This is a genomic window from Sphingobium trunci, from assembly GCF_022664535.1.
Taxonomy (GTDB): Bacteria; Pseudomonadota; Alphaproteobacteria; order Sphingomonadales; family Sphingomonadaceae; genus Sphingobium.
The window spans coordinates 13,819-34,668 of the sequence record NZ_JAKUJY010000003.1 but is presented as its reverse complement, the minus strand read 5'-3'; the positions used below and the strand labels follow the sequence as shown (position 1 = coordinate 34,668).

Annotated in this window: 16 protein-coding genes; 13 read left to right on the top strand and 3 right to left on the bottom strand. The window is 62.4% G+C overall.

Annotated features, from left to right (window positions below; translation table 11 throughout):
* Nucleotides 1–11: 11 nt before the first annotated feature.
* Nucleotides 12–1,076: a LacI family DNA-binding transcriptional regulator gene (locus tag MJ601_RS03705; protein WP_242123393.1), complete on the bottom strand. Its 1,065-nt coding sequence runs from the start codon at nucleotides 1,074–1,076 to the stop codon at nucleotides 12–14.
* A 147-nt stretch (nucleotides 1,077–1,223) separates the two neighbouring features.
* Between MJ601_RS03705 and MJ601_RS03700 the strand changes: the two genes are divergently transcribed.
* Genes MJ601_RS03700 through kduD form a run of 4 tightly spaced genes read left to right on the top strand, consistent with a single transcriptional unit; the run spans nucleotide 1,224 to nucleotide 5,326 of the window.
* Nucleotides 1,224–2,513, top strand: a complete 1,290-nt coding sequence (locus MJ601_RS03700) for an oligosaccharide MFS transporter (RefSeq protein WP_242123391.1) — start codon at nucleotides 1,224–1,226, stop codon at nucleotides 2,511–2,513.
* The gene (locus MJ601_RS03695; protein ID WP_242123389.1) at nucleotides 2,510–3,688 is read left to right on the top strand and encodes a glycoside hydrolase family 88 protein; all 1,179 of its coding nucleotides are present in this window, start codon (nucleotides 2,510–2,512) and stop codon (nucleotides 3,686–3,688) included. The genes MJ601_RS03700 and MJ601_RS03695 overlap by 4 nt, the downstream gene beginning before the upstream one ends.
* A gap of 43 nt (nucleotides 3,689–3,731) precedes the next feature.
* Complete coding sequence (gene kduI, locus MJ601_RS03690; protein WP_242123387.1) at nucleotides 3,732–4,565, top strand: 5-dehydro-4-deoxy-D-glucuronate isomerase; 834 nt, start codon at nucleotides 3,732–3,734, stop codon at nucleotides 4,563–4,565.
* Nucleotides 4,566–4,570: 5 nt separating this feature from the next.
* A complete protein-coding gene (gene kduD, locus MJ601_RS03685; protein ID WP_242123385.1) occupies nucleotides 4,571–5,326 on the top strand; it encodes a 2-dehydro-3-deoxy-D-gluconate 5-dehydrogenase KduD in 756 nt (251 codons plus the stop codon).
* Nucleotides 5,327–5,371: 45 nt separating this feature from the next.
* Here the strand turns inward: kduD and MJ601_RS03680 are convergent, their stop codons facing one another.
* The gene (locus MJ601_RS03680) at nucleotides 5,372–8,599 is read right to left on the bottom strand and encodes a glycoside hydrolase family 2 TIM barrel-domain containing protein (RefSeq protein ID WP_242123383.1); all 3,228 of its coding nucleotides are present in this window, start codon (nucleotides 8,597–8,599) and stop codon (nucleotides 5,372–5,374) included.
* Between the two features lie 101 nt (nucleotides 8,600–8,700).
* A complete protein-coding gene (locus MJ601_RS03675) occupies nucleotides 8,701–11,400 on the bottom strand; it encodes a TonB-dependent receptor (protein WP_242123381.1) in 2,700 nt (899 codons plus the stop codon).
* Between the two features lie 194 nt (nucleotides 11,401–11,594).
* Between MJ601_RS03675 and MJ601_RS03670 the strand changes: the two genes are divergently transcribed.
* The 9 genes from MJ601_RS03670 (at nucleotide 11,595) to MJ601_RS03630 (ending at nucleotide 20,815) form a co-directional block, all read left to right on the top strand.
* Nucleotides 11,595–12,722, top strand: coding sequence for a mandelate racemase/muconate lactonizing enzyme family protein (locus MJ601_RS03670; protein ID WP_242123379.1), 1,128 nt, complete (start codon nucleotides 11,595–11,597; stop codon nucleotides 12,720–12,722).
* Nucleotides 12,719–13,981 carry an MFS transporter gene (locus MJ601_RS03665; RefSeq protein WP_242123377.1) on the top strand — a complete coding sequence of 421 codons (1,263 nt, stop codon included), beginning with the start codon at nucleotides 12,719–12,721 and terminating at the stop codon, nucleotides 13,979–13,981. The genes MJ601_RS03670 and MJ601_RS03665 overlap by 4 nt, the downstream gene beginning before the upstream one ends.
* 66 nt (nucleotides 13,982–14,047) lie before the next feature.
* The gene (locus MJ601_RS03660; RefSeq protein ID WP_242123375.1) at nucleotides 14,048–14,755 is read left to right on the top strand and encodes a GntR family transcriptional regulator; all 708 of its coding nucleotides are present in this window, start codon (nucleotides 14,048–14,050) and stop codon (nucleotides 14,753–14,755) included.
* 4 nt (nucleotides 14,756–14,759) lie between these two features.
* Nucleotides 14,760–15,587, top strand: coding sequence for an amidohydrolase family protein (locus MJ601_RS03655; protein WP_242123373.1), 828 nt, complete (start codon nucleotides 14,760–14,762; stop codon nucleotides 15,585–15,587).
* 1 nt (nucleotide 15,588) lies between these two features.
* Entirely contained in the window at nucleotides 15,589–17,676 is a 2,088-nt protein-coding gene (locus MJ601_RS03650; RefSeq protein WP_242123371.1) for a right-handed parallel beta-helix repeat-containing protein, read from the top strand.
* Nucleotides 17,676–18,041, top strand: coding sequence for an L-rhamnose mutarotase (locus MJ601_RS03645; protein WP_242123369.1), 366 nt, complete (start codon nucleotides 17,676–17,678; stop codon nucleotides 18,039–18,041). Before MJ601_RS03650 ends, MJ601_RS03645 begins: the two co-directional genes overlap by 1 nt.
* Nucleotides 18,042–18,078: 37 nt before the next feature.
* Complete coding sequence (locus MJ601_RS03640) at nucleotides 18,079–18,810, top strand: SDR family oxidoreductase (protein WP_242123367.1); 732 nt, start codon at nucleotides 18,079–18,081, stop codon at nucleotides 18,808–18,810.
* Between the two features lie 2 nt (nucleotides 18,811–18,812).
* Entirely contained in the window at nucleotides 18,813–19,964 is a 1,152-nt protein-coding gene (gene lldD, locus MJ601_RS03635; protein ID WP_242123365.1) for an FMN-dependent L-lactate dehydrogenase LldD, read from the top strand.
* Nucleotides 19,961–20,815, top strand: coding sequence for a fumarylacetoacetate hydrolase family protein (locus MJ601_RS03630; protein WP_242123363.1), 855 nt, complete (start codon nucleotides 19,961–19,963; stop codon nucleotides 20,813–20,815). The genes lldD and MJ601_RS03630 overlap by 4 nt, the downstream gene beginning before the upstream one ends.
* Nucleotides 20,816–20,850: the final 35 nt, after the last annotated feature.

The following is a 20,850-nucleotide window of genomic DNA, read 5'->3' as shown; positions in this document are numbered from 1 at the left end:
ACGCGGCGCTTCTATACTTGAAGCGCACCGGTCGAGTCGCGCTCGACCAAGGTGAGCATTTCCCGCACATGACGGACCTCCGGCTGGCGCCCTGTGCGTGCCTCGCGAACCTGGTCACTGAGCAGGGCGACAGCGCGGGATGCCATGTCGGAAATGGGCTGCCGGATGGTCGTCAGCGCGGGCCAGATCGTCGCCGCGATCTGGGCATCGTCAAAGCCGGCTATACTGATATCGCGGGGAATCAGCAGTTCCATGCCATGAGCCACGGCCACGACCGCAGCCGCCATATCATCGTTGCTTGCGAAGATCGCCGTAGGCCGCGAAGCAGCGTTCAGAAGGCGGCGGGCGGCATCAAGTCCGGACCGATAGGTGAACAGGCCTGGAGCGATCCACTCGTCGTCGATCATGAGCGATGCTCCGGCCATGGCGGCGCGATAGCCCTGCTCACGTCTTTGCGACGGGGAATGCTTCGGGTCGCCTTGAACAAAGCCGATTTTCCGGTGGCCAAGGCCGATGAGATAGCGCGTCATGTCATAAGCGCCCTTATAATCATCGACGATGATCGCGGAGACACCCTCCCGCGGGATCGCCGTCGCAAAGGCGAGCGGCAATACGTCGGACCGGGCCGCAAACTCCAATATGGCTTCTGAATCGCAGAGCGGCGGCGGCAGGATCACACCCCCGATCCTGGCTTCGACCAGCCGCCCAAGGCTTTCGAGAGCCTCCTTTTCATTCCGCCCCGGCTCGATCAGGAACTGGCATCCGCTTTCGCCGCTCTGGCGGAAGGCGCCCATCAGGAAACTGCCCAGGTTGGACGATGCCGGATTGGAATAGATAGCACCGACCCGGACAGCGCTGGAAAAGCTGCGTGCGGTGATATTGGGCGAATATTCCAGTTCGGCGATGGCCGCATTGACGCGCTCTCGCATTGCTTCGCTGACATGGCGCTTGCCGGTCATGACCCGCGAGACCGTCATGGAAGAGACACCGGCATGGCGCGCGACGTCATGGATGGTCACGACGGGGCGGTGAGCGCTCTTCGCGCCTGTGTCGTTGTACCCATTATCGTCCGCCATGAACGCTGATCTCTCCGGAAATCCGCCATTGTCGCTGCGCTGCTGGAGATATCGATAACCGGTGCAAGCCGCGAGTCAACCGATAGCGCTTGCAAGATCACGTTGAGTCCGGCATATTTGATATCGATAACAGATCATGAGGATGACGTGGCCTCTTTCCGCCAGCGCAATTATGCCGCGCTCAGTGCCTTTCTTTTCTGCTTCTTTTTCGCCCAGGCCATGGCGATTTCGCTGCTGTCGATCTGGCTGACCCGCTCGCTGCATCTGAACGGCGGCGAGGCGGGGACCGTGTTCGCGGTGAATTCGGTGGGCGCGATGCTTGCCCAGCCAGCCTATGGCTTCCTGTCGGATCGGATGGGGTTCCGGAAGGTCATACCCGTCTGCATCGCCATTCTCGTCATATTGGCAGGCCCCTTCTTCCTCTATGCCTATGCACCCTTACTGCACTGGAGCCTGCCCGTGGGAGCGGTCGTGGGGGGCCTGTATCTGGGCTTCACCTTCATGGCAGGCAGCTATGCGCTAGAAAGTTATGTCGACCGGATCGGGCGTAAATATGGTTTCGAATATAGCCGCGTGCGGCTCTGGGGTTCGATCGGATTTGCGTCGGCAGCGGCCTTTTCGGGACGGCTTTACAATGTCGATCCATCGATCAACTTCTTTCTGGCGAGCGCGGCCGGCCTGCTCCTCTTGCCGTTGCTCAGCTGGGCCAAAGTGGAACCGGACCCCGACGCGCAAGCACAGGCTGACCGGCTGACATTGCGAGACTCTCTTTCGCTACTGTCGCAACCTCAGTTCTGGCGGTTCATGATCCTGATCCTGGGCGTGACCAATCTCTATCTGGTCTACGATCAGCAATTCCCCTTCTATTTCTCATCCCTGTTTCCAACACCGGAAAAGGGCAATGCGATGTTCGGCTATCTGAACTCGGCCCAGATCTTCGTGGAGGCGAGCGGCATGTTCGTCGCGCCCTTGGTCGTCCGACGCATCGGCGCGACGCGCGGCCTGTTGCTGGCGGCAATGATCATGATCCTGCGGATCGCCGGATCGGGCCTTGCCATCGGCCCGATCACCATTTCGATCTGCAAGATGGCCCATGCGATCGAGCTGCCGATCCTGAGCGTATCGATCTTCCGCTACATCGCCTTTCATTTCGAAGCGCGCTTTGCATCGACCGTCTATATGGTTGGCGTCAGTTTCGGCCATTCTCTGGGGCTGGCGATATTGTCCCCGCTTGTCGGCATCAGCTACGACCTGATCGGCTTCCAGCACAGTTACTTCCTGATCGCCGGGTTCGCCCTGATCTTCTGGACATGGTCGTTTTTCGCCCTTGCGCACACCCCGCCAGAATATGTGCCGCGGCGCACGCCACGCATCGACCCGGATACGGCAAATGCCGGAGCGCCCGGCCTCCTGCCTCTTGAGGAACAAAAAAGATGAATTCTATCGTCCATGAACCTTTGGCGGCAAGAGCCCTGGACTCTCTCAATGCGACCGATCTGAACGGACGGATCCAGGCCGCCCTGGCCCGGATCGACCGGACTCTGTCCCAGTTCGCGGAATATTTCCCTTCGCCTTCCAGCGAGAGCGGCATCTATTCGCCCATCGACAATGTCGAATGGACCAATGGTTTCTGGACAGGCATGCTGTGGCTGGCTTGGCAGTTGACCGGCGAGGACCGTTACCGGTCCGTGGCGGAAGGCAACATCCAGTCCTTCGCCACGCGGGTCGAGCGGCGGATCAACGTGGATCATCATGATTTGGGCTTCCTCTACACGCTTTCGGCCTGCGCGGGATATCAGCTGACCGGGGACTCGCTGGCGCGCTCCGCCGGGCTGGAGGCGGCCCGCCTGCTGCTCAAGCGCTTCGATCCGGTGGCACAGGTAATCCAGGCCTGGGGCGACATGAAAGATCCCAAGCAGCGCGGGCGCATGATCATCGACTGCAACCTCAACGTACCCCTGCTCTACTGGGCATCGCGGGAGACGGGGAACAAGGATTTCGCCGCCGCCGCCGATAGGCATCTGGCGCAAGCCGCGAAACTATTGGTGCGTCCCGATGCCTCGACTTTCCATACCTTCTACGTTGACACCAAGACTGGCAAATCTCGTCACGGCAGTACGCATCAAGGTCATTCGGATGATAGCAGTTGGGCACGTGGACAGGCGTGGGGCATCTATGGCTTTGCGCTCGCCTGGCGGCACACATCGGATCCCGCCTATCTTGAAATCGCCTCCAAACTCGCAAATTATTTTCTCAATCGGCTGCCAACCGACGGCATCTGCTGCTGGGATCTGATCTTTACCGATGATGACGTGACCCCGCGCGACAGTTCGGCGGCGGCCATCGCCGCCTGCGGCCTGATCGAACTGTCGCAGGCACTGCCGCTGTCGGCGGAGATGCGGGAAACCTACGAGGCCTGGGCGGTCGCGATCGTGAAGACGCTGGGCGACAGCTATCTGGCGCCGATCGAAGGCTCCAACGCGCTGCTGCTGCACGCGGTCTATCACATGCCGAACAAGGCCGGCGTGGATGAAGCCTGCATCTGGGGCGATTATTTCTACCTCGAGGCCTTGATGCGCCTGCGCCACCCCTGGCGGCCCTATTGGGCCTGACCAAGGCCCCTCCCTTTTCACAGATGGTTCAGGAATCACGATAATGTTCGAGAAGACCTATCACGCGACGCATCCCGACATGATGGAATGCGTGGACAATGAGTCCCTGCGCGACCGCTATCTGGTCGGCGGCATGTTCCTGGATGGCAGGGTAGTGCTCAATTATTCGCACAATGAGCGTTTCGTGATCGGGGGCGCAGTACCAGCAGGCGGCAGCCTCAAGCTTCCCGACCAGAGTGAACCCGCCTCGGCAGCGGGGCACCCCTTCCTGGAGCGCCGTGAAATGGGCGTTGTGAATATCGGCGGCAACGGTGCGGTCATCGTCGACGGCACCCGCTATGAGCTGGGCAACAAGGAATGCCTCTATGTCCCCATGGGGTCGAGGGATGTGATCTTCCAGGGCACCGAGGCGCGCTTCTACATCGCCTCCCTGCCCGCGCACAAAGCCTGCCCGATCAGGAAGATCACCCGGGCCGAGGCCAATCCGCTCGAGCGCGGCGACCTTGCCAACTCCAACCACCGTACGATCTACCAGCTCGTCATCCCCGGCCTGTGTGAAAGCGCCCAGTTGCTGATGGGCCTCACGGTCCTTGAGACCGGCAGCGTGTGGAACACCATGCCGCCGCACCTCCACGACCGCCGCAGCGAGATCTACCTCTATTTCGACCTTCAGGGCGGCGACCGGGTGTTCCACTATATGGGCGAGCCGGATGCCATGCGTCATATCGTCATCGGGAATGAGGAGGCAGTGATCTCTCCGCCCTGGTCGGTGCATATGGGGTCAGGCACGAAAAGCTATGCCTTCATCTGGGCGATGGGCGGCGAGAATCTCGACTATACCGACATGAACGTCCTCGACATCTGCCAGTTGCGGTAAGACCGATGCCCACACTCTTTGATCTTGCAGGCAAGGTGGCGATCGTCACCGGCGCCAACACCGGAATCGGTCAGGCGATTGCCGTGTCGCTGGCTGAAGCTGGCGCGGACATCGCCGCCGTGGGCCGCACGCCCGCCGAGGACACCGTCGCCAGGGTCCGCGCGCTGGGGTGCAGGGCGGAGATCATCTCCGCCGACCTGTCCAGCATCGCGCCGGTCCAGCGCATCGTGGACGAGGTGCTGGAGAAATTCGGGGGCCTGGACATTCTCGTCAACAATGCCGGGATCATCCGCCGCGCTGACAGCATCGACTTCACCGAGGCAGACTGGGACGCTGTGATCGACACCAATTTGAAGGTGCTGTTCTTCCTGTGTCAGGCGGCGGGACGACACATGCTGGCCCAGGGCAGCGGCAAGATCATCAACATCGCCTCGCTTCTCTCCTTCCAGGGTGGCGTCCGCGTGCCGAGCTATACCGCCGCCAAGAGCGGCGTTGCGGGCCTCACCAAGCTGCTCGCCAATGAATGGGCGGCGAAGGGTGTCAACGTCAACGCGATCGCACCGGGCTATATCGCGACCAACAACACCGCCGCGCTTCAGGCCGACGAAACCCGTAACCGGGAGATTCAGGAGCGCATCCCGGCGAGCCGCTGGGGCCAGGCCAGCGATATCGGTGGGGCGGCCGTGTTCCTCGCGAGCGCGGCAGCCAACTATATTCACGGCCACACCCTCGCCGTCGATGGCGGCTGGCTCGCGCGCTAGTCACTCCGGACAAAACCGCGCGCGGCTGCGATCAGGCGTTGTATATCATTCCACCCCCGTTGCGCTGGCGGGGGACGCCTTTCCGGGGCTGGTGCCTTCGCCCGCAAAGGGACTGAGGCGCAGTTTGATCGTCGCGGGCGCCAGGCTGGTGCGATATTCCGGCAGCGGCTTGCCCGGTTCGCTCCATTGCGTGGTCCCTCCCACCCCCCATTGTTCAGCATCGACCAGCAGCGTGCCGTCACCATGCGGGCGGATGTCACTCGATTTCCAGCTGCCCGGCAGGCGTCGGTCCAGATCGGCATAGGGGAACGCAAGCGCATTCATCATCAGCGGCCGGCTGCCCTCAACGCGCAGCCCCCTGCCCGACCCCGAAAGCTCCATCCAGCGCACGTCCACCTTGTTGCCGGTTTCCTGTGGGCGGATATAATCGTGGTTCTGCGCCGCCAGCGCACCCCGCCACAGACCGATCGCGGCCGATGTCCTGCGGTCGACATAGCTTTCATGGGGGCCGCGCCCATACCATTCAACCGTGTCGAGATCGGACGGCAGGCTGAAGACCAGCCCCACACGGAAAGGCGAAGGCAGATCGGTCGTGAGTGGCACGAACGCGCCAGAAACGGCAACCGATCCGTCACCCGCCATCCGGAAATGCGTGGTGAAGCGAACCGCACCCTTACCCAGCGTGAAGGCTACGGCTATGTCCCGCGATCCGTCCGGCAGGGCGCGCAGAATAATCCCGTCAACCTTGCGCACCTCGCTCATCCCCTTCCAGACGGCCAGTTGTTGCCCGGTGCCGATCCCGACATCATTGTCGGTCAAGGCGCGCCAGAAATTCGGCGACCCATCCTTTGCGAGCAGCCTGCCATCCTTGCTATAGGAACGGATAAGGCCGGTGGAGCGGTCGAGGATCAGGCTAGCACCCGCCGCCGACAGAGTGATGACGCCATTTCGGTCCACTGCCTCGACCGGACCCGTCCGCGCCAGGGCCGGGGCGGTGGCGACCTTATCCAGTGCGAACTGGTCCCAGGCCACCACCGTCCCCGCATCGACCGCCGGGATGACATCGGCCTTCGCACGGGCGCGGACGGTGACGAAATATTCCAACCCGGCCTTAAGTGGGAATGTCGCTATCGGAAGATCCATTTGGGCCGAGGCGCGCGCAGCCGCCAGCGGCCCCGGCAGCGATCCTCCGGCGACCGAGACGCCATTTTCCTGCAATTCCCAGTCGAAGGTAAAACCCGACAGATCGAGGAAATCATGCCTGTTGCGAACCGTCAGCCTGCCTGTCGCCGGATCGAAACCGTCGAACTGGATCGGCGCATAGACCTTGCGCACTTCATAAAGGGCAGGATTGGGGGTGCGGTCGGACTGGAGCAGCCCGTCGCCAAATTCGATGTCTCCTCCAGCATTGGGTCCATATTCGCCGCCGTCGCCCCAATAACGACGGCCGTCCTTCGTATAGCGATACATGGATTGGTCCACCCAGTCCCAGATGAAGCCGCCCTGCAACTTGTCGGGATGGGCGTGAATGACGTCCCAATAGTCCTTCAGATTGCCACCTGAATTGCCCATCATATGCGCATATTCGCACAGGATCAGTGGCTGTTTGAAATTCCAGTTGGTCGCATAGTCCGCCAGCTGGGCGACGGTGTCGTACATGGGTGCGTAGATGTCGGCATACCAGTTCGGATAATGGCTGGTCTCGCCATGGTCGAACGTTCCCCAGCCCAGATAGCTGATGAGCCGTCCGGGATCACGCGCTCTGGCGGCAGCGGCGGCGGCCGCGAAATTGGGACCGATGCCGGCTTCATTGCCCAGCGACCAGAAGATGACGGAGGGATGGTTCTTGTCGCGTTCTACCATGTTGGCGACGCGGCTGACATGCGCGTCCTTCCAGGCGGGATCGAAGCCGATCTGATAGGCGGCGCGCTGGTTCGGATGCTGGTTGGCATAGTCCATATAGCCGTGGCTCTCGATATTCGCCTCGTCCATGACATAGAGGCCATAGCGATCCGCCAGTTCGTAAAGGCGCGGGTCATTGGGATAGTGGGATGTACGCAGCGCATTGATATTGTTCCGCTTCATCAGTTGGATGTCGCGTTCCATCGTTTCCATCGACATCACATGGAAAGTTACCGGATCATGTTCGTGCCGATTGACGCCCCGGATCGTGATCGGACGGCCGTTCACGGTGACAAGGCCGTTCAGGACCGCGATCGTCCGAAAACCGATGCGGACCGGAGTCGACTGAATAAGGCCCCCCTGACCGTCATAGAGTTCGACCAGCAGCGTGTAGAGATTGGGCGTTTCCGCGGTCCAAGGCTTCACCCCCGGCAATCGCCCATCCAGCGTCACGTTGCGTTCCGCCTGTCCCTCCGCCAGCGCCCGACGGCCTTCCAGCAGGATGCGATCGCCGTCCATCAGCACGTAGCGCGCACTGACGGCGGCGCCGGGTGTTATCGCCATGTCGATCGCCAGCATGCCCGTGCTATAGTCGTCGTCCAGCCCGGCGTGGACGAAAAAATCCCGGACTCGCGTGCCGGGCACAGCCATCAGAAAAACATCACGCTCGATCCCGGAAACGCGCCAGAAATCCTGGTCCTCCAGATAGGACCCGTCCGACCAGCGAAAGACCTGGATGGCGACGCTGTTGCGTCCGGGATGCAAATGGCTGGTCACATCGAATTCGGACGGCAGCTTGCTGTCCTCCGAATAGCCGACCTTCTGCCCGTTGACCCAGACATGATAGGCAGACCCCGCCGCCCCGATATGCAGGATGACGGTCCGCCCCTTCCAGCCTGCGGGCAGGTCCACGTCGCGGCGGTAGGAACCCACTGGATTGGTCCTATGGGGGATCAACGGCCGATTGGCGGGGAAGGGATAGGTGATGTTGTTGTAGCGCGCCTGATCATAACCTTCCGCCTGCCAGTCGGCGGGAACCTTGATCGATTTCCAGCCGGATATGTCGAAATCCGGTTTCTCGAAACCGGTGGGAAGATGATCCGCATCCGGAGAGAAAGAGAATTTCCACGCACCGTTCAGCGACAGGAAACGCGATGATCGGGCGGGGTCGCCGGAGAGAGCCTGGTCCCGGCTTTCATAGGGAAAACCGGTCGCGCTGGCGGGCAATTTGCCAATGGCATTGATCGCGGGATTTTCCCACTCCGGGCGGGACGGATCGACCTGGACCGGCTGAACCTGTGGCGCGGAACCCTGCGCCGTTGCCGCGGCCGCCAGCGCAAGTCCGCCCGCCGCCGCCAGAGCCTTTATCATGCCTGTCGCCTCTCTCCTTGGATGCATATCAGATATCGATAACAGACATTCCGGTCAAGGCGCCGCGCCCGGCCATGCAGAGCCGGGCGCGACCAGTTTCATCAGAAGCGAGCCCGAGCGCCGAACAGGAAACGCCGCCCGGTCAACGAATAGTCGAAGGTTTGCTCAGGAACGGCCGCATAGCTGAACTCCTTGGCATTGTTCAGGTTGATCGCATTGGCCATGAGGGTGAAATGCGGCGTCACGTCATAGCTGATGCTCGCGTCCAACTGGCCATAGGCGGCGGCGTAGAGCGGCAACCCGTTGCGCCCGTTCGCCTGCACCAAATAGCGGTCGCGCCATGTATAGGCTGCGCGGGCCTGAATGCCGAACTTTTCGTAGAAGGCAACAAGGCTGTAGGAATTTTTCGACAGCCCCTCCAGCCCATAGCTGGTGCCGGTAACCTGGTTCGCATAATGCGCATTGCTGGCGACATAGGTGTAGCTGGCCTGCACACCCAAGCCGTCAAGCAATCCCGGCAGATTGCGGAAAGCCTGGCGATAGCTGAGTTCGAAGCCTTTGACCGTCGCACCTTCGCCATTGACCGGCGTCGTCACCTGGAAGGTCACCTGATCGACCACCTGCGGCGTGGTGGAACGCGCCACGAAACTGTCGATGCTCTTGTAGAAGGCGGCGGCGGACAGCAGCGAATAGCTGTCCATGTACCATTCGATCGACGTTTCCGCCTGCGACGCGCGGAACGGTTTCAGATCGGGATTGCCGCGCGTGATCTGCTCGTTGCCGGGATTCGAAAGGATCGTCTGCGCCGGCGACAGGTCGGTCAGCGTCGGTCGGCTCATCACACGGGAGGCCGCGAAGCGCAGCAGCAGCTTGTCGGTCAGGTCGAGCCGAGCGTTCATCGACGGCAGCAAGTCGGTGTAATGGCCGGCAAAGCCGATGGGCACGACGGGGGAAAGGGTGATGATATTCTGCCCCTGCCCATTGGGAACCGCGCTGATGATCGTCTGGGCAGCGCCATTGGAGGTGAAGCGCGTATCCTCGATCCGAACGCCGGTATTGAGGGCAAGCGGTAAGCCGCCAATCTCGGTCTTAAGGTCGAACACTACATAACCGGTCCAGACCCTTTCCTTCACGACCGAGCTTTGCGACGGGCTGTAGACCGGTGGCTGATAGCCGACAAAGTTCGGGTCGTTGCGCGCGGCGGTATAGTCCGCCAGCGCCTGCGTCAGCGCACGCTCGTCATATTGGATCCACTGGCGCACCGTATCGCCGCCATAGCCGGGAAACCAGTTGGACGGGGTCACCGAGAATAGGGAGGAAGGCATTGGCACATAGGTGGTGCCGCCGCAGAAGGCACATTGCGACGCGCCGGGCTGGGCAATGGTGTCGGCGATCTTATCGCGATTCTGGCGCGCGACGCCCGCTGACAGTTTCGCGCCGCTGTCGCTCTTCCATTCGCCGCCCAGCTTGGCTTCGAATGTCTTGTCTGTCGTATTGGTACCGCCAACGTTCATATAATGGGCACCGATATGGTTCAAGTCGGTGGGCGCATTGGCATAGTTGGGATTGCTGAACTGCGCATCGAATATGGGGCTGCCTGTCCGGCTGTCCCATTCCAGCGTCGAATTGGTACGCCGGATAGTCGTGAAATAGGTGTCGTCATTGCCCTTGCGCTTGGCCCGTGAAACGGAAACATCCCCGAACAGCGTCAGCCCGTCATGTTGCCAAGTGACATTTTCGCCCAGCAGGATGGTGGTAGCATCGCGATGGGTGCGCGCCAGGATCTGATCGACGAAACCGCCGGTAAAGCGCTGATATACGGCGCGGTTTCCAGTACCAATCACCTGATCCGTCAGCGTGCCACCAGAAAAGTCGTAGGCGATGGCGTTGTAACGGTCGATCTGGTTGAGGTGGGAGAAGAAGCCGTCGGTGGTGAAGGTCAGTTCATCCATGGGACGTATCTGCACCGTGCCACTCAGGCCATAGCGTTCGCGGTCGGAAAAGGTGAAAGCCGGAGACAGGTTTGACGGCATCCACACATCGGTGAAGCTTCCGACCGAAGGGGCGACGCGTCCGGCAAGGTAGGAGTCGGTGCTGCTGCGCTTCAGCCAGCCCGCCCCAATATCGAAGGAATCGACCCGCACCTGACGCTTCTGGTAGGATGCGACAAGCGACACGCCCAGCGTCTCGTCCTGATTATGCCAGCTGAACACGCCGGATGCGCGCGGATTCCATTTCCCGGGCAGCTGGTCATATTGCATGTCGAAAGAACCAGCGAGAACCAGGGCCTTCTGTTCCAGCGGCCGCAGAGTACGGATGTTGACGGTTGCGCCGATGCTGGCGCCGTTCAGACTGGCGAGCGGGCTCTTGTAAACGTCCGCGCCACCAATCAGTTCGGACGGGAGGATATCGAAGCTGAATTCACGGCCGATATTGTCCGTGGCGAGGGTGCGGCCGTTGAGTGTGACTACGTTGAATTGCGGCCCCAGCCCGCGCACCGATATGAACTGCCCGTCGCCTGCATTTCTGCTGATCGTCAGACCGGGAACGCGCTGGAGCGATTCGGCAACATTCTGTTCGGGAAGGCGGCCGATGTCCTGGGTCGTAATCGAATCGACCACGTTGACGGCTTCGCGCTTCAACCCGATCGATGCCTGCTGGCTGGCACGAAGTCCGGTGACGACGATCTCATTTTCGTTTTTGGCGGCGCCTGCTGCCGGCGCGGTCTGGGCATTCGCCGGCATGGCCGCGATGACCAGAAGTGGCAACAGAGAAGCTCTTACCAGCAAATGATTACGCATTTTCTTCCCCTCCTGATATATCAGTTTTCAGTATTAACATATATATATGGCGATTCGCGGGTTCATGAAAGCCCAATTTTGCACAAAAGTGTACGGATTTAAGTTTTCATACCTCATAATCAGGTGTTGCCTCCCCCAATTTTAGCGTTCATATAGATTAAATCATAATATTGATATTTCAGTAGGAGATGTTCGTGACCACCAGGATAGCCGGTTTCCGCGTGACGCGTTTCCAGTTCGCGCGGGATCGGACGGTCGGCGATTCGCAGGTCCGCTCCGCATTCGTGAGCGTCGCTGCGATTGAATTGCTCGACGAAGCGGGGAATTGCGGCCTCGGTTTCTGCCAGACGCTGTTCACATCTCTGCCGGACGAGGACGAGATAGCGCGTATATTCGAGGAGGAGGCTTGGCCGAAGCTGGCGGGTAAGTTCCCTGCCTCCCTAGCCCTGGGATTGAGCCGCCCGCGCGGCGGCAATCTGCGCCGGATGACGCTGCCGTTCGAAGAGTCGATCCAGCAGGCTGTTTGGGATCTGTTCGCTCAACAATCGGACCTGCCGCTCTGGCGCATGCTGGGAGCTGAGCGGGAACAGGTCGGCGTCTATGCGAGCGGGCTGGACTTTCATCTGTCGGATCATGATTTCTGCGAACTGTTCGGCCGTGCTGCGGAGCAGGGATTTCTGGGATACAAGATCAAGGTGGGCCACCCAGACCGAGAGCGCGACCTGCACCGGCTGAACCTGCTGCGCGATGCCACTGGCGGAGGGCGCCCCGTCATGATCGACGCCAACGAGGCGTGGACCGCCCAGGAAACGGTGGACGCGCTGCGGACGTTCGAACACGCCGGTCATGCCATATACTGGATGGAAGACCCATTGCCGCGTGACGATCTGGATGGCCTGAAGATGCTGCGCGCCATGGGCATTACGCGGATCAATGCGGGCGAATATCTGGATGTCTCGGGCAAGCGCAAGCTGCTCGAAGCGGGGGCGTGCGACATGCTCAACGTCCACGGCCAGGTCAGCGATGTGATGCGCGCGGGCTGGCTCGCGGGCGAACGCAATGTCGAGGTGACGCTGGGCAACAGCTTCCTGGAAATCGGCGTCAACATGGCACTCGCGCTGCCGGGTGTGCGCTGGCTGGAATATAGTTTCCAGAATTTCGACCATCTGGTCGAACAGCCCTTCAGCATAGCCCAAGGCGCGATCCGCGGGCATGACGTTCCCGGACATGGCCTGAAACTGAGCGCCGCCGCGCGGGAAAACAGCCAGCCCCACCTGCTGCCCGAATCCGCGACCGTCCTACCCACAGGGGGCGCCTCATGATCAGCCCGGCGGCTGCGCTGACGAACGATGTGCGGGGGCGTCCATGGCGCCTGCTGCTGTCGCTGGGCATCGTCTTCTTCATCCTGCTAACGCTCTATGCCGCTGTGCTGGGAGTGCTACTGCCCAACCAGATCCAGAATATCGATCCGGCCCGCAAGACAGCGGTATTGGGAACGATCTTCGCGATCACATCCGTCTTCAGCACATTGACGACACCGATTGCAGGTGCCTTGTCCGACCGGACGCGGACCAGGTTCGGCCGTCGCACCCCGTGGATCCTGCTGGGTTCAGCCATTGGTGGCGGCGCGCTGATGCTGGTGCCGCTCGTCAGCGGCCTGGTTGCCGTGACTTTATTATGGTTGGTCGCCACCGTCAGCCTCAATTCGATGCAGCCCGCCATTACTGCGATCGTCGCTGACCGGTTCGAACCGGCAGCACGCGGCGTCGCGTCTGGCGTGGTCGGCGCGGCAATGACTGCGGGCGTTTCGGCAGGCACGATATTGGGCGGGCTGTTTGCGCAGCAACTGGGCCTCGCCTATTTCGCACTGGGCGCGGCGATCGCCGCCGTCAGCACCGCCTTCGTCCTCCTCAATCCCGAAACACCCTTCACCGGCCCACGTCCCGTCCCCTTTCGGTTGGCCTCCTTTGCCCGGAGCTTCTGGGTCAGCCCACGCCACCATCCCGACTTCGCTTGGGCTTTTGCCGGACGGTTCACCATTTATATGGGCTATCAGGCCGTTCTGACCTACCTGCTCTACATCCTGCAGGACCATGTCGGATTGAGCCAGCACGAGGCTAACATCACGATCGCCAGGCTGTCCTCGATCACCTTCGTGGCGCTGATTATCTCCGGCCTGACGTCCGGATGGCTGTCTGACCGGATCAGGCGCCGCAAGCCGCTGGTGTTTGCCGCAAGCGTCATCATGGCGGCAGCCGTAGCGGCGCCACTGATCGCACCGACCATGGGGGGCATGATCTGCTATGCGATCCTGATCGGCATTGGCTATGGCGCATTCATGTCGGTGGACCTCGCCCTGATGACCGAAGTTCTGCCGCGCAATGACGGGGGGGAAGACGCAACCGGCAAGGATTTGGGCATATTGACCACTGCGGTCAACGTACCCCAGATATTGAGCCCGGCGCTCGCGGCATTGCTGCTGTCCTTGACAGGCGGCAACTATCCGTTGCTGTTCATCGCCGCAGGCTTGTTCGTGCTTGCGGGCGCCTTTCTGGTCCTTCCGATACGGTCGGTGAAATGACTCGGCCCGCCCCAGCATATCACGTCCGATTGATCCGGACGGGTCAAAACAACTATCAGGTCGAATATGGCAAGCAATCGAATCCGGCCGCCAGCGGCGGCAACCAAGGCAAAGCAGAACAAGCCGACTGGCGTTCCACTGGCCGACAAGGCGTATCAGGCGATCCTGCAGGGCTTGTTCGACCGTACCATACCGGCCGGAGCGGAGCTGTCGCAGGCGGAATTGATGGACATGCTGGGGCTAACCGTCCAGCCGCTGCGCGATGCATTGCTGAAACTGGAGGCAGAAGGGTTGGTGACGATCCAGGCGCGGTCATGCATCCGCTTCGTCAAGGCCGACCTGGAACTGTCGCGGGCGACCTATCAGTTTCGCTCGTTGATCGAACGGGCGGGGGCACGCAGCCTGGCGGAGACCGGAGCAACGGAGGAAATCGACGCGCTGATCGCGGGGCATCTCGATCTGATCGCGCAGATCGAGGCCGAAGGCCTGGGCGCCGAACAGGAAGAGAGGGTGGGCGCGCTGGAAAATCAATTCCATGGCGCTCTACTGGGCGCCTTGCGCAATCCGCTTATCGAAACAACGGCGCGGCGACTGAAAAATTATGTGACGCTGCTGCGTTTGGACCGGCTGGTCACGGCACCGCTGGCACTGCGGACGTTGCGCGAGCATCTGGACGTGCTGTACGCCTGTGCGCGGCGCGACGCGGATGCCGCGGAAGCCGCGCTGACGGTACATTTCCAGCAGGCGCTGCAACGGCTTCTCGGCATGGCGTAACGAAATGCGGATAGTCGACGCGCACCAGCATTACTGGGCGCTGTCGACGCCCGGTCACCAATGGCCGACCCCGGCCGAGGCAAGGATTCATCGCGACTTCGGCCCGGATGACCTGTCCGCCGCTGCCGGCGGGATGACGCTGGACCGCACCATATTAGTCCAGTCGCAGCCGACAGATGCGGATACGGACTGGATGCTGGCGCTTGCAGACCGCACTCCCATGACGGGCGCGGTGGTGGGTTGGGTCGACCTCGCCAGCCCGGGCGCCCCGGCGCGGATCGCGCAGCTGGCGGCTTACCCTCAGCTGCGTGGCCTGCGGCCGATGCTCCAGTCGATGGCCGATAGCGACTGGCTGCTGGATGCATCGCTGGAGCCCGCGATCGCGGCCATGATCGCGCACGGGCTGCGGCTCGATGCGCTGGTCCAGCCGCGTCACCTACCAATGCTGACCCGATTCACCGAACGCTGGCCCGACCTGCCAGTGGTGATCGACCATGCCGCCAAGCCCTTTGCCGCGCGAGGTGAGCTCGATCCCTGGCGCGAACAGATCGCGGCGCTTGCCGAGGCAGGCCTGTGGTGCAAATTGTCCGGGCTGCGCACCGAACAGGCGCAGGGGCAGCACGCCGATGCGCTTCGCCCCTACGTCGAACATCTGGTGGCCTGTTTCGGCGACCGGCTGATGTGGGGCAGCGACTGGCCGGTGCTGCTGCTCTCAGGCGACAGCTATGCCGATTGGGTGGCCGATGCGGTGCGCCTGTCGGGCCTGTCGGACGAACCGCTCGAGCGGCTGCTGGCTGGAGCGGCCGAAGATTTCTATCATCTGGAGGGGTAATATGCGGATGCGACGATTTATCGGCTGGCCCGTCCTGCTCGCGGCGACGACCCCGGGGGCAGCGCAGATCGGGTCGCTGCCTGCCGTGCCCCGTATGGAGGCCTATCGCGCGCCTGAACATCCGCAGATCGCCATTCCCAATCCCCCCGCCCCTGAACCGCTGGTGCTGCACCTCTCACCGGAGGGATCGGACAAGGGCGATGGGTCGGCCGCGCATCCCTTCGCAACGTTTGAGCGGGCGCAGGCGGCCGTGCGGCAGCTGAACCACGACCATGACGTGACCGTGCTTGTTTCGGTCGGGACATATCGCCTCTCTGCCCCGCTGGTCTTCCATGCGAAAGATGGCGGTCAGAACGGGTTCACGGTACGCTGGAAGGGTGCCGACGGAGCCTATCCGGTGCTGTCGGGCGGAGTTGTGGTTTCAGGATGGCGGCTCGCCGACCGGGAACGCGGCATCTGGACGGCCAGCGTGCCGAAGGGCGCGGACCCCCGCCAACTGACGGTGAACGGCAGACTCGCGCCCCGGGCCAGCGTGGAGATTCCCCGCACCGCAGTCGAATTTCATCCCTGGGGCATGACGATCAAGGATCCTGCCTGGCGCGTACTCGCCCGTTTGCCCGGCCAGAGCCGCATCGAAGTGGAGGGCATGAGCTTCTTCACCCACCGTCACGCCATGGTGGAGCGTATCGAGGGCGACCGGATCATGATGCAACAGCCCGGCTGGCGCAATAATCTGATCGGCTATGACACGCTGGCCCGTCCGGTCGCGCCGGAACTGGCGCGGATGTTCCTGGTCAATTCGCTGGCCTTCCTGCGCGAACCAGGCCAATGGTTCGTCGACCCCGAGGCAGGCACGCTCTATTACAAACCACGCGTGGGCGAAGACATGAGCCGCATCGAGGTCGTGCTGCCCCGGCTGGAACGATTGGTTTCGATCAGCGGCACCTACGACCGCCCAGTGCGCGACTTGATATTCCAGGGGCTCGGTTTCCGGCATAGCAGTTGGTTGCAGGCATCGGGACCCGAAGGTTATGCCAGCCAGCAAAACGGCGCCTACCTGGCGGGCGATGTGCCCGGCTATCCCGCCGATCCAATCCGGGATTGCAGTTGGGGTTGCCGCGCGTTCGAGGCGACGCGCAACCACTGGCACCAGCAGCCCGCCGCAATCCAGGTCGCGGCCGCGACACGCGTGATATTCGACGACAACCGATTCAGCCAGTTGGGTCAGGTGGCGCTGGGCATCGGCAACAATCCCGACGCCCATGACGGCGGCATCGGCCTGGGCGCCTCCTCCATCGAGGTGACGCGCAACGAATTTGCCGATCTCGCGGGCGGTGCGATCCGGGCGGGTGGGATCGAGGCGGACGCGCATCACCCGTCCCGCCCCGAAATGGGGCTGCGCGACATTCAAATCCGGGACAACCGGATTACCGGTGTGGCGCAGGACTATAAGGAACAATCGGGAATCCTTGTTACCTATGCGTCGGGCACGGTCATCGCGAACAATGATGTGTCGGACACACCTTATGATGGTATCGACGTGGGCTGGGGATGGGGCACCAACGATCCGGGCGGCAGCCCCGAATATATGCGGCGGCAGCGCGGCTACTATGACGTGCCCGGCAACATTGTCTACGATACGCCCACAACGCTGCGCGACACGGTGATCTTCGGCAATCGCGTCGTGAAGGTGAAGCAATGGTTCCCCGACGGCGGCGCCATCTACCATCTGTCGGCCGATCCTGGTGCGCTGATCGCCGAAAATTACGTATCGGACATCCCCGGCCCTGGCGGCATCGCCATCTATCTTGACGAGGGGTCGCGCTATGTCACCATCCGCGACAATGTGCTGGACAATGTCGGGGTGTGGCTGAACCTCAATTCGCAGCGATCCCTGGCACCCCGCCGCACCGCGCTGGACAATATGGCGACGGGGAACTGGTATAATTCCGGCCGCGTGAACGGGGAATGGAGCGACTATCTGAACAATCGGATGACCGGCAACATGAAGGTCGAAGGCAATGCCTGGCCCGAGGGTGCGCGAGAGGTGATTGCGCGAAGCGGCGCCCAGCCCGAAAAGGCGAAATGATGAGCGAGACGAAGAGCAAGCGGCCGAGACGGATCGTCCGGGTCATGGACCTGGCCGACGACCCGGCGGTCTGGGCCGAATATGACGCCGCGCACCGGCCCGGCGGCGTGACGCAGGCGGTGCTGGACGCACAGCGCCGCCATGGCATCATCGACATGGAAATCTTTCGTGCGGGCAACCGGCTGGTGATGTTGATGCAGGTCGATCCGCTGTTCGACGGCGATGCAATGGACGCCGAAAAGGCTGCAGATCCGGCCATGGCGGAATGGGAGCGGCGCATGGGCACGCTGCAGCGCGCGCCGCTCGCGGATGGAACGGGCTGGCCCGAAGCGGCGCTGGTGTTCCGTCAGTCGGATCACCCCTGAAAACATTTGGTAGAGAAAATGAAAGCACAGGAACGCAATGGGAAGGCTTGAGGGAAAACGAGCGATCGTCACAGGCGCCGGTCAAGGCATTGGACGGGCATCGGCGGAATTGTTCGCGCGCGAGGGCGCTGAGGTCATTGCGCTGGACCGCAACGCGGCAACGCTTGCAACGCTGGAAGGCTGCGCTACCCAGACGATCGACCTGACTGACGCCAGCGCGATCGCGGCGCTGGGAGCATCGATCGGCGGTGCAGACATATTGTTCAATTGCGCGGGCTATGTCGATGCTGGCATGCTGCTCGACGCTGACGATGCGTGCTATCGCCTGTCATTCGACCTCAATGTCCATGCCGTCACACACATGATCGCCGCGCTGTTGCCCGCGATGATCGCACGCGGCGGCGGATCGATCATTAACATGGCCTCTGTTGCAGGTCCGGTGATCGGCGTCGCCAACCGCTATGCCTATTGCGCGTCCAAGGCGGCGGTGGCGGGGATCACCCGGTCCGTGGCGGTCGACTATGTCGCGGACAGAATCCGTTGCAACGCCATCTGCCCAGGCACCGTCCAGTCGCCATCACTCGATGAAAGGCTGGCGGCGACCGGCGATGCGGACGCGGCACGGCGGGCCTTCGTCGCCCGCCAGCCGCTGGGCCGGATCGGTACGGCGCAGGAAGTGGCGGCGCTCGCTCTCTATCTCGCCTCGGACGAAAGCGCCTATACAACCGGGCAGCTTCACGTCATCGACGGCGGCTGGTGCATGGCTTGACGATGACGGCCATCGCATCGACCCTCGATTTCCACCGCGCCGCACAGAAGCGGTTGCCACGTTTCCTGTTCGACTATGCGGACGGCGGCGCCTATGCGGAGGTGACACTGCGCCGCAACGTCACCGACCTGGCCGATGTGGCACTGCGCCAGCGGGTGTTGAGCGACGTCGCGGAAGTCGACATGTCGACAACCTTGTTCGGGCGGAAACAAGCGCTGCCGGTGGCGCTGGCGCCGATCGGCATTGGCGGCATGTATCGCAGGCGCGGCGAAACATTGGCCGCGCGCGCAGCTCACATGCGGGGCCTGCCCTTCACTCTTTCGACGGTCGCCCTGTGCGGGATAGAGGAAGTCGCACGCGCCAGCGATGGCCCGCTCTGGTTCCAACTTTACGTGTTGCGCGACCGGGGCTTCATGCGCGAGTTGATCGCCCGGGCGCGCGAAGCCGGAGCCGAAGCCCTGGTCTTCACCGTCGACATGCCTGTTCCCGGGGCGCGCTATCGGGACGCCCATTCGGGCATGTCGGGTCCATGGGCACCAGCCCGGCGCCTGCTCCAGGCGATGGGCAAGCCGGGTTGGGCCTGGGACGTCGGCTTCCACGGACGGCCGCACCGGCTGGGCAATCTGGAACCAGTGCTGGGGGATGCCAGCGGCATGAACGATTATATGGCCTGGCTGGGGGCGAATTTCGATCCTTCGATCCAATGGAAGGATCTGGAATGGATCCGCGACGCCTGGGGTGGCCCGCTCATCATCAAGGGCATTCTCGATCCTGAGGACGCGTGCGCCGCCGCCGACGTCGGCGCGGCGGGAATCGTCGTTTCCAACCATGGCGGCCGGCAGTTGGACGGCGTGCTGTCGAGCGCCCGCGCCCTGCCCGCCATCGCCGATGCGGTGGGCGACCGGCTGACGGTACTAGCGGATTCCGGCGTCCGGTCGGGCCTGGACGTGGTGCGGATGCTGGCGCTAGGCGCCAAAGGCGTGCTGCTCGGGCGGGCCTGGCTCTTTGCCCTCGCAGCGCGGGGCGAAGCGGGCGTTCGCCAGTTGCTCGACCTGATCGAGAAGGAAATGCGGGTCGCGATGACGCTGACCGGAGTCAATCGGGTCGATGCCATCGACCGTTCCATTCTTGCCGATATGAAGGACATGCGATGAAATTATGCCGTTACGGAGCCGCCGGACAGGAAAAGCCGGGGATGGTCGATGCCGAAGGCCGCGTTCGCGACCTGTCGGACGTTGTCACCGACATCGATGGGGCGTTGCTGGCCTGCAATTTCGAAGCGCTGCATGGGGTCGACCCCGCCAGCCTGCCACTCGTCGCGCCGGGCGAGCGCTATGGGGTTCCGGTTGCGGGCACGCGCAAGTTCATTGCCATCGGCCTCAATTATGCCGACCATGCCGCCGAATCCAATCTGCCGATCCCGGAAGAGCCGGTGGTGTTCAACAAATGGGTCAGCTGCCTTCAGGGGCCGAACGATCCCGTCATCATCCCGCGCGACAGCCGGAAAACCGACTGGGAAGTTGAGCTGGGCGTCGTCATCGGCCGTGCCGCCGAATATGTCGCGGAAGCCGACGCGCTGTCCCATGTCGCGGGCTATTGCGTAGTAAACGACGTGTCCGAACGCCATTGGCAGCAGGAACGTGGCATGACCTGGGACAAGGGCAAGGGCTTTCCCACTTTCGGCCCGGTCGGCCCATGGCTGGTCACCGCCGACGAGGTGGGCGATCCGCAAATGCTGTCGATGTGGCTGGAGGTGAATGGCAAGCGCGTGCAGGATGGATCGACCCGCACGATGATTTTCACCGTGGCTCAGATCGTCAGCTATTGCTCGCAATTCATGACGCTGGAGCCAGGCGACATCATCACCACGGGTACGCCGCCCGGCGTCGGGCTGGGACAAAAACCGGAACCATGGTATTTGAAGGCGGGCGACATCGTGACGCTGGGCATCGAGAAGCTGGGCCAGCAGCGCCAGCTGTTCATACCCTGGGCGGCGGCGGGCTGACGCCTCCCCGCGACCATCGCCCGTGCGGCGTCGAT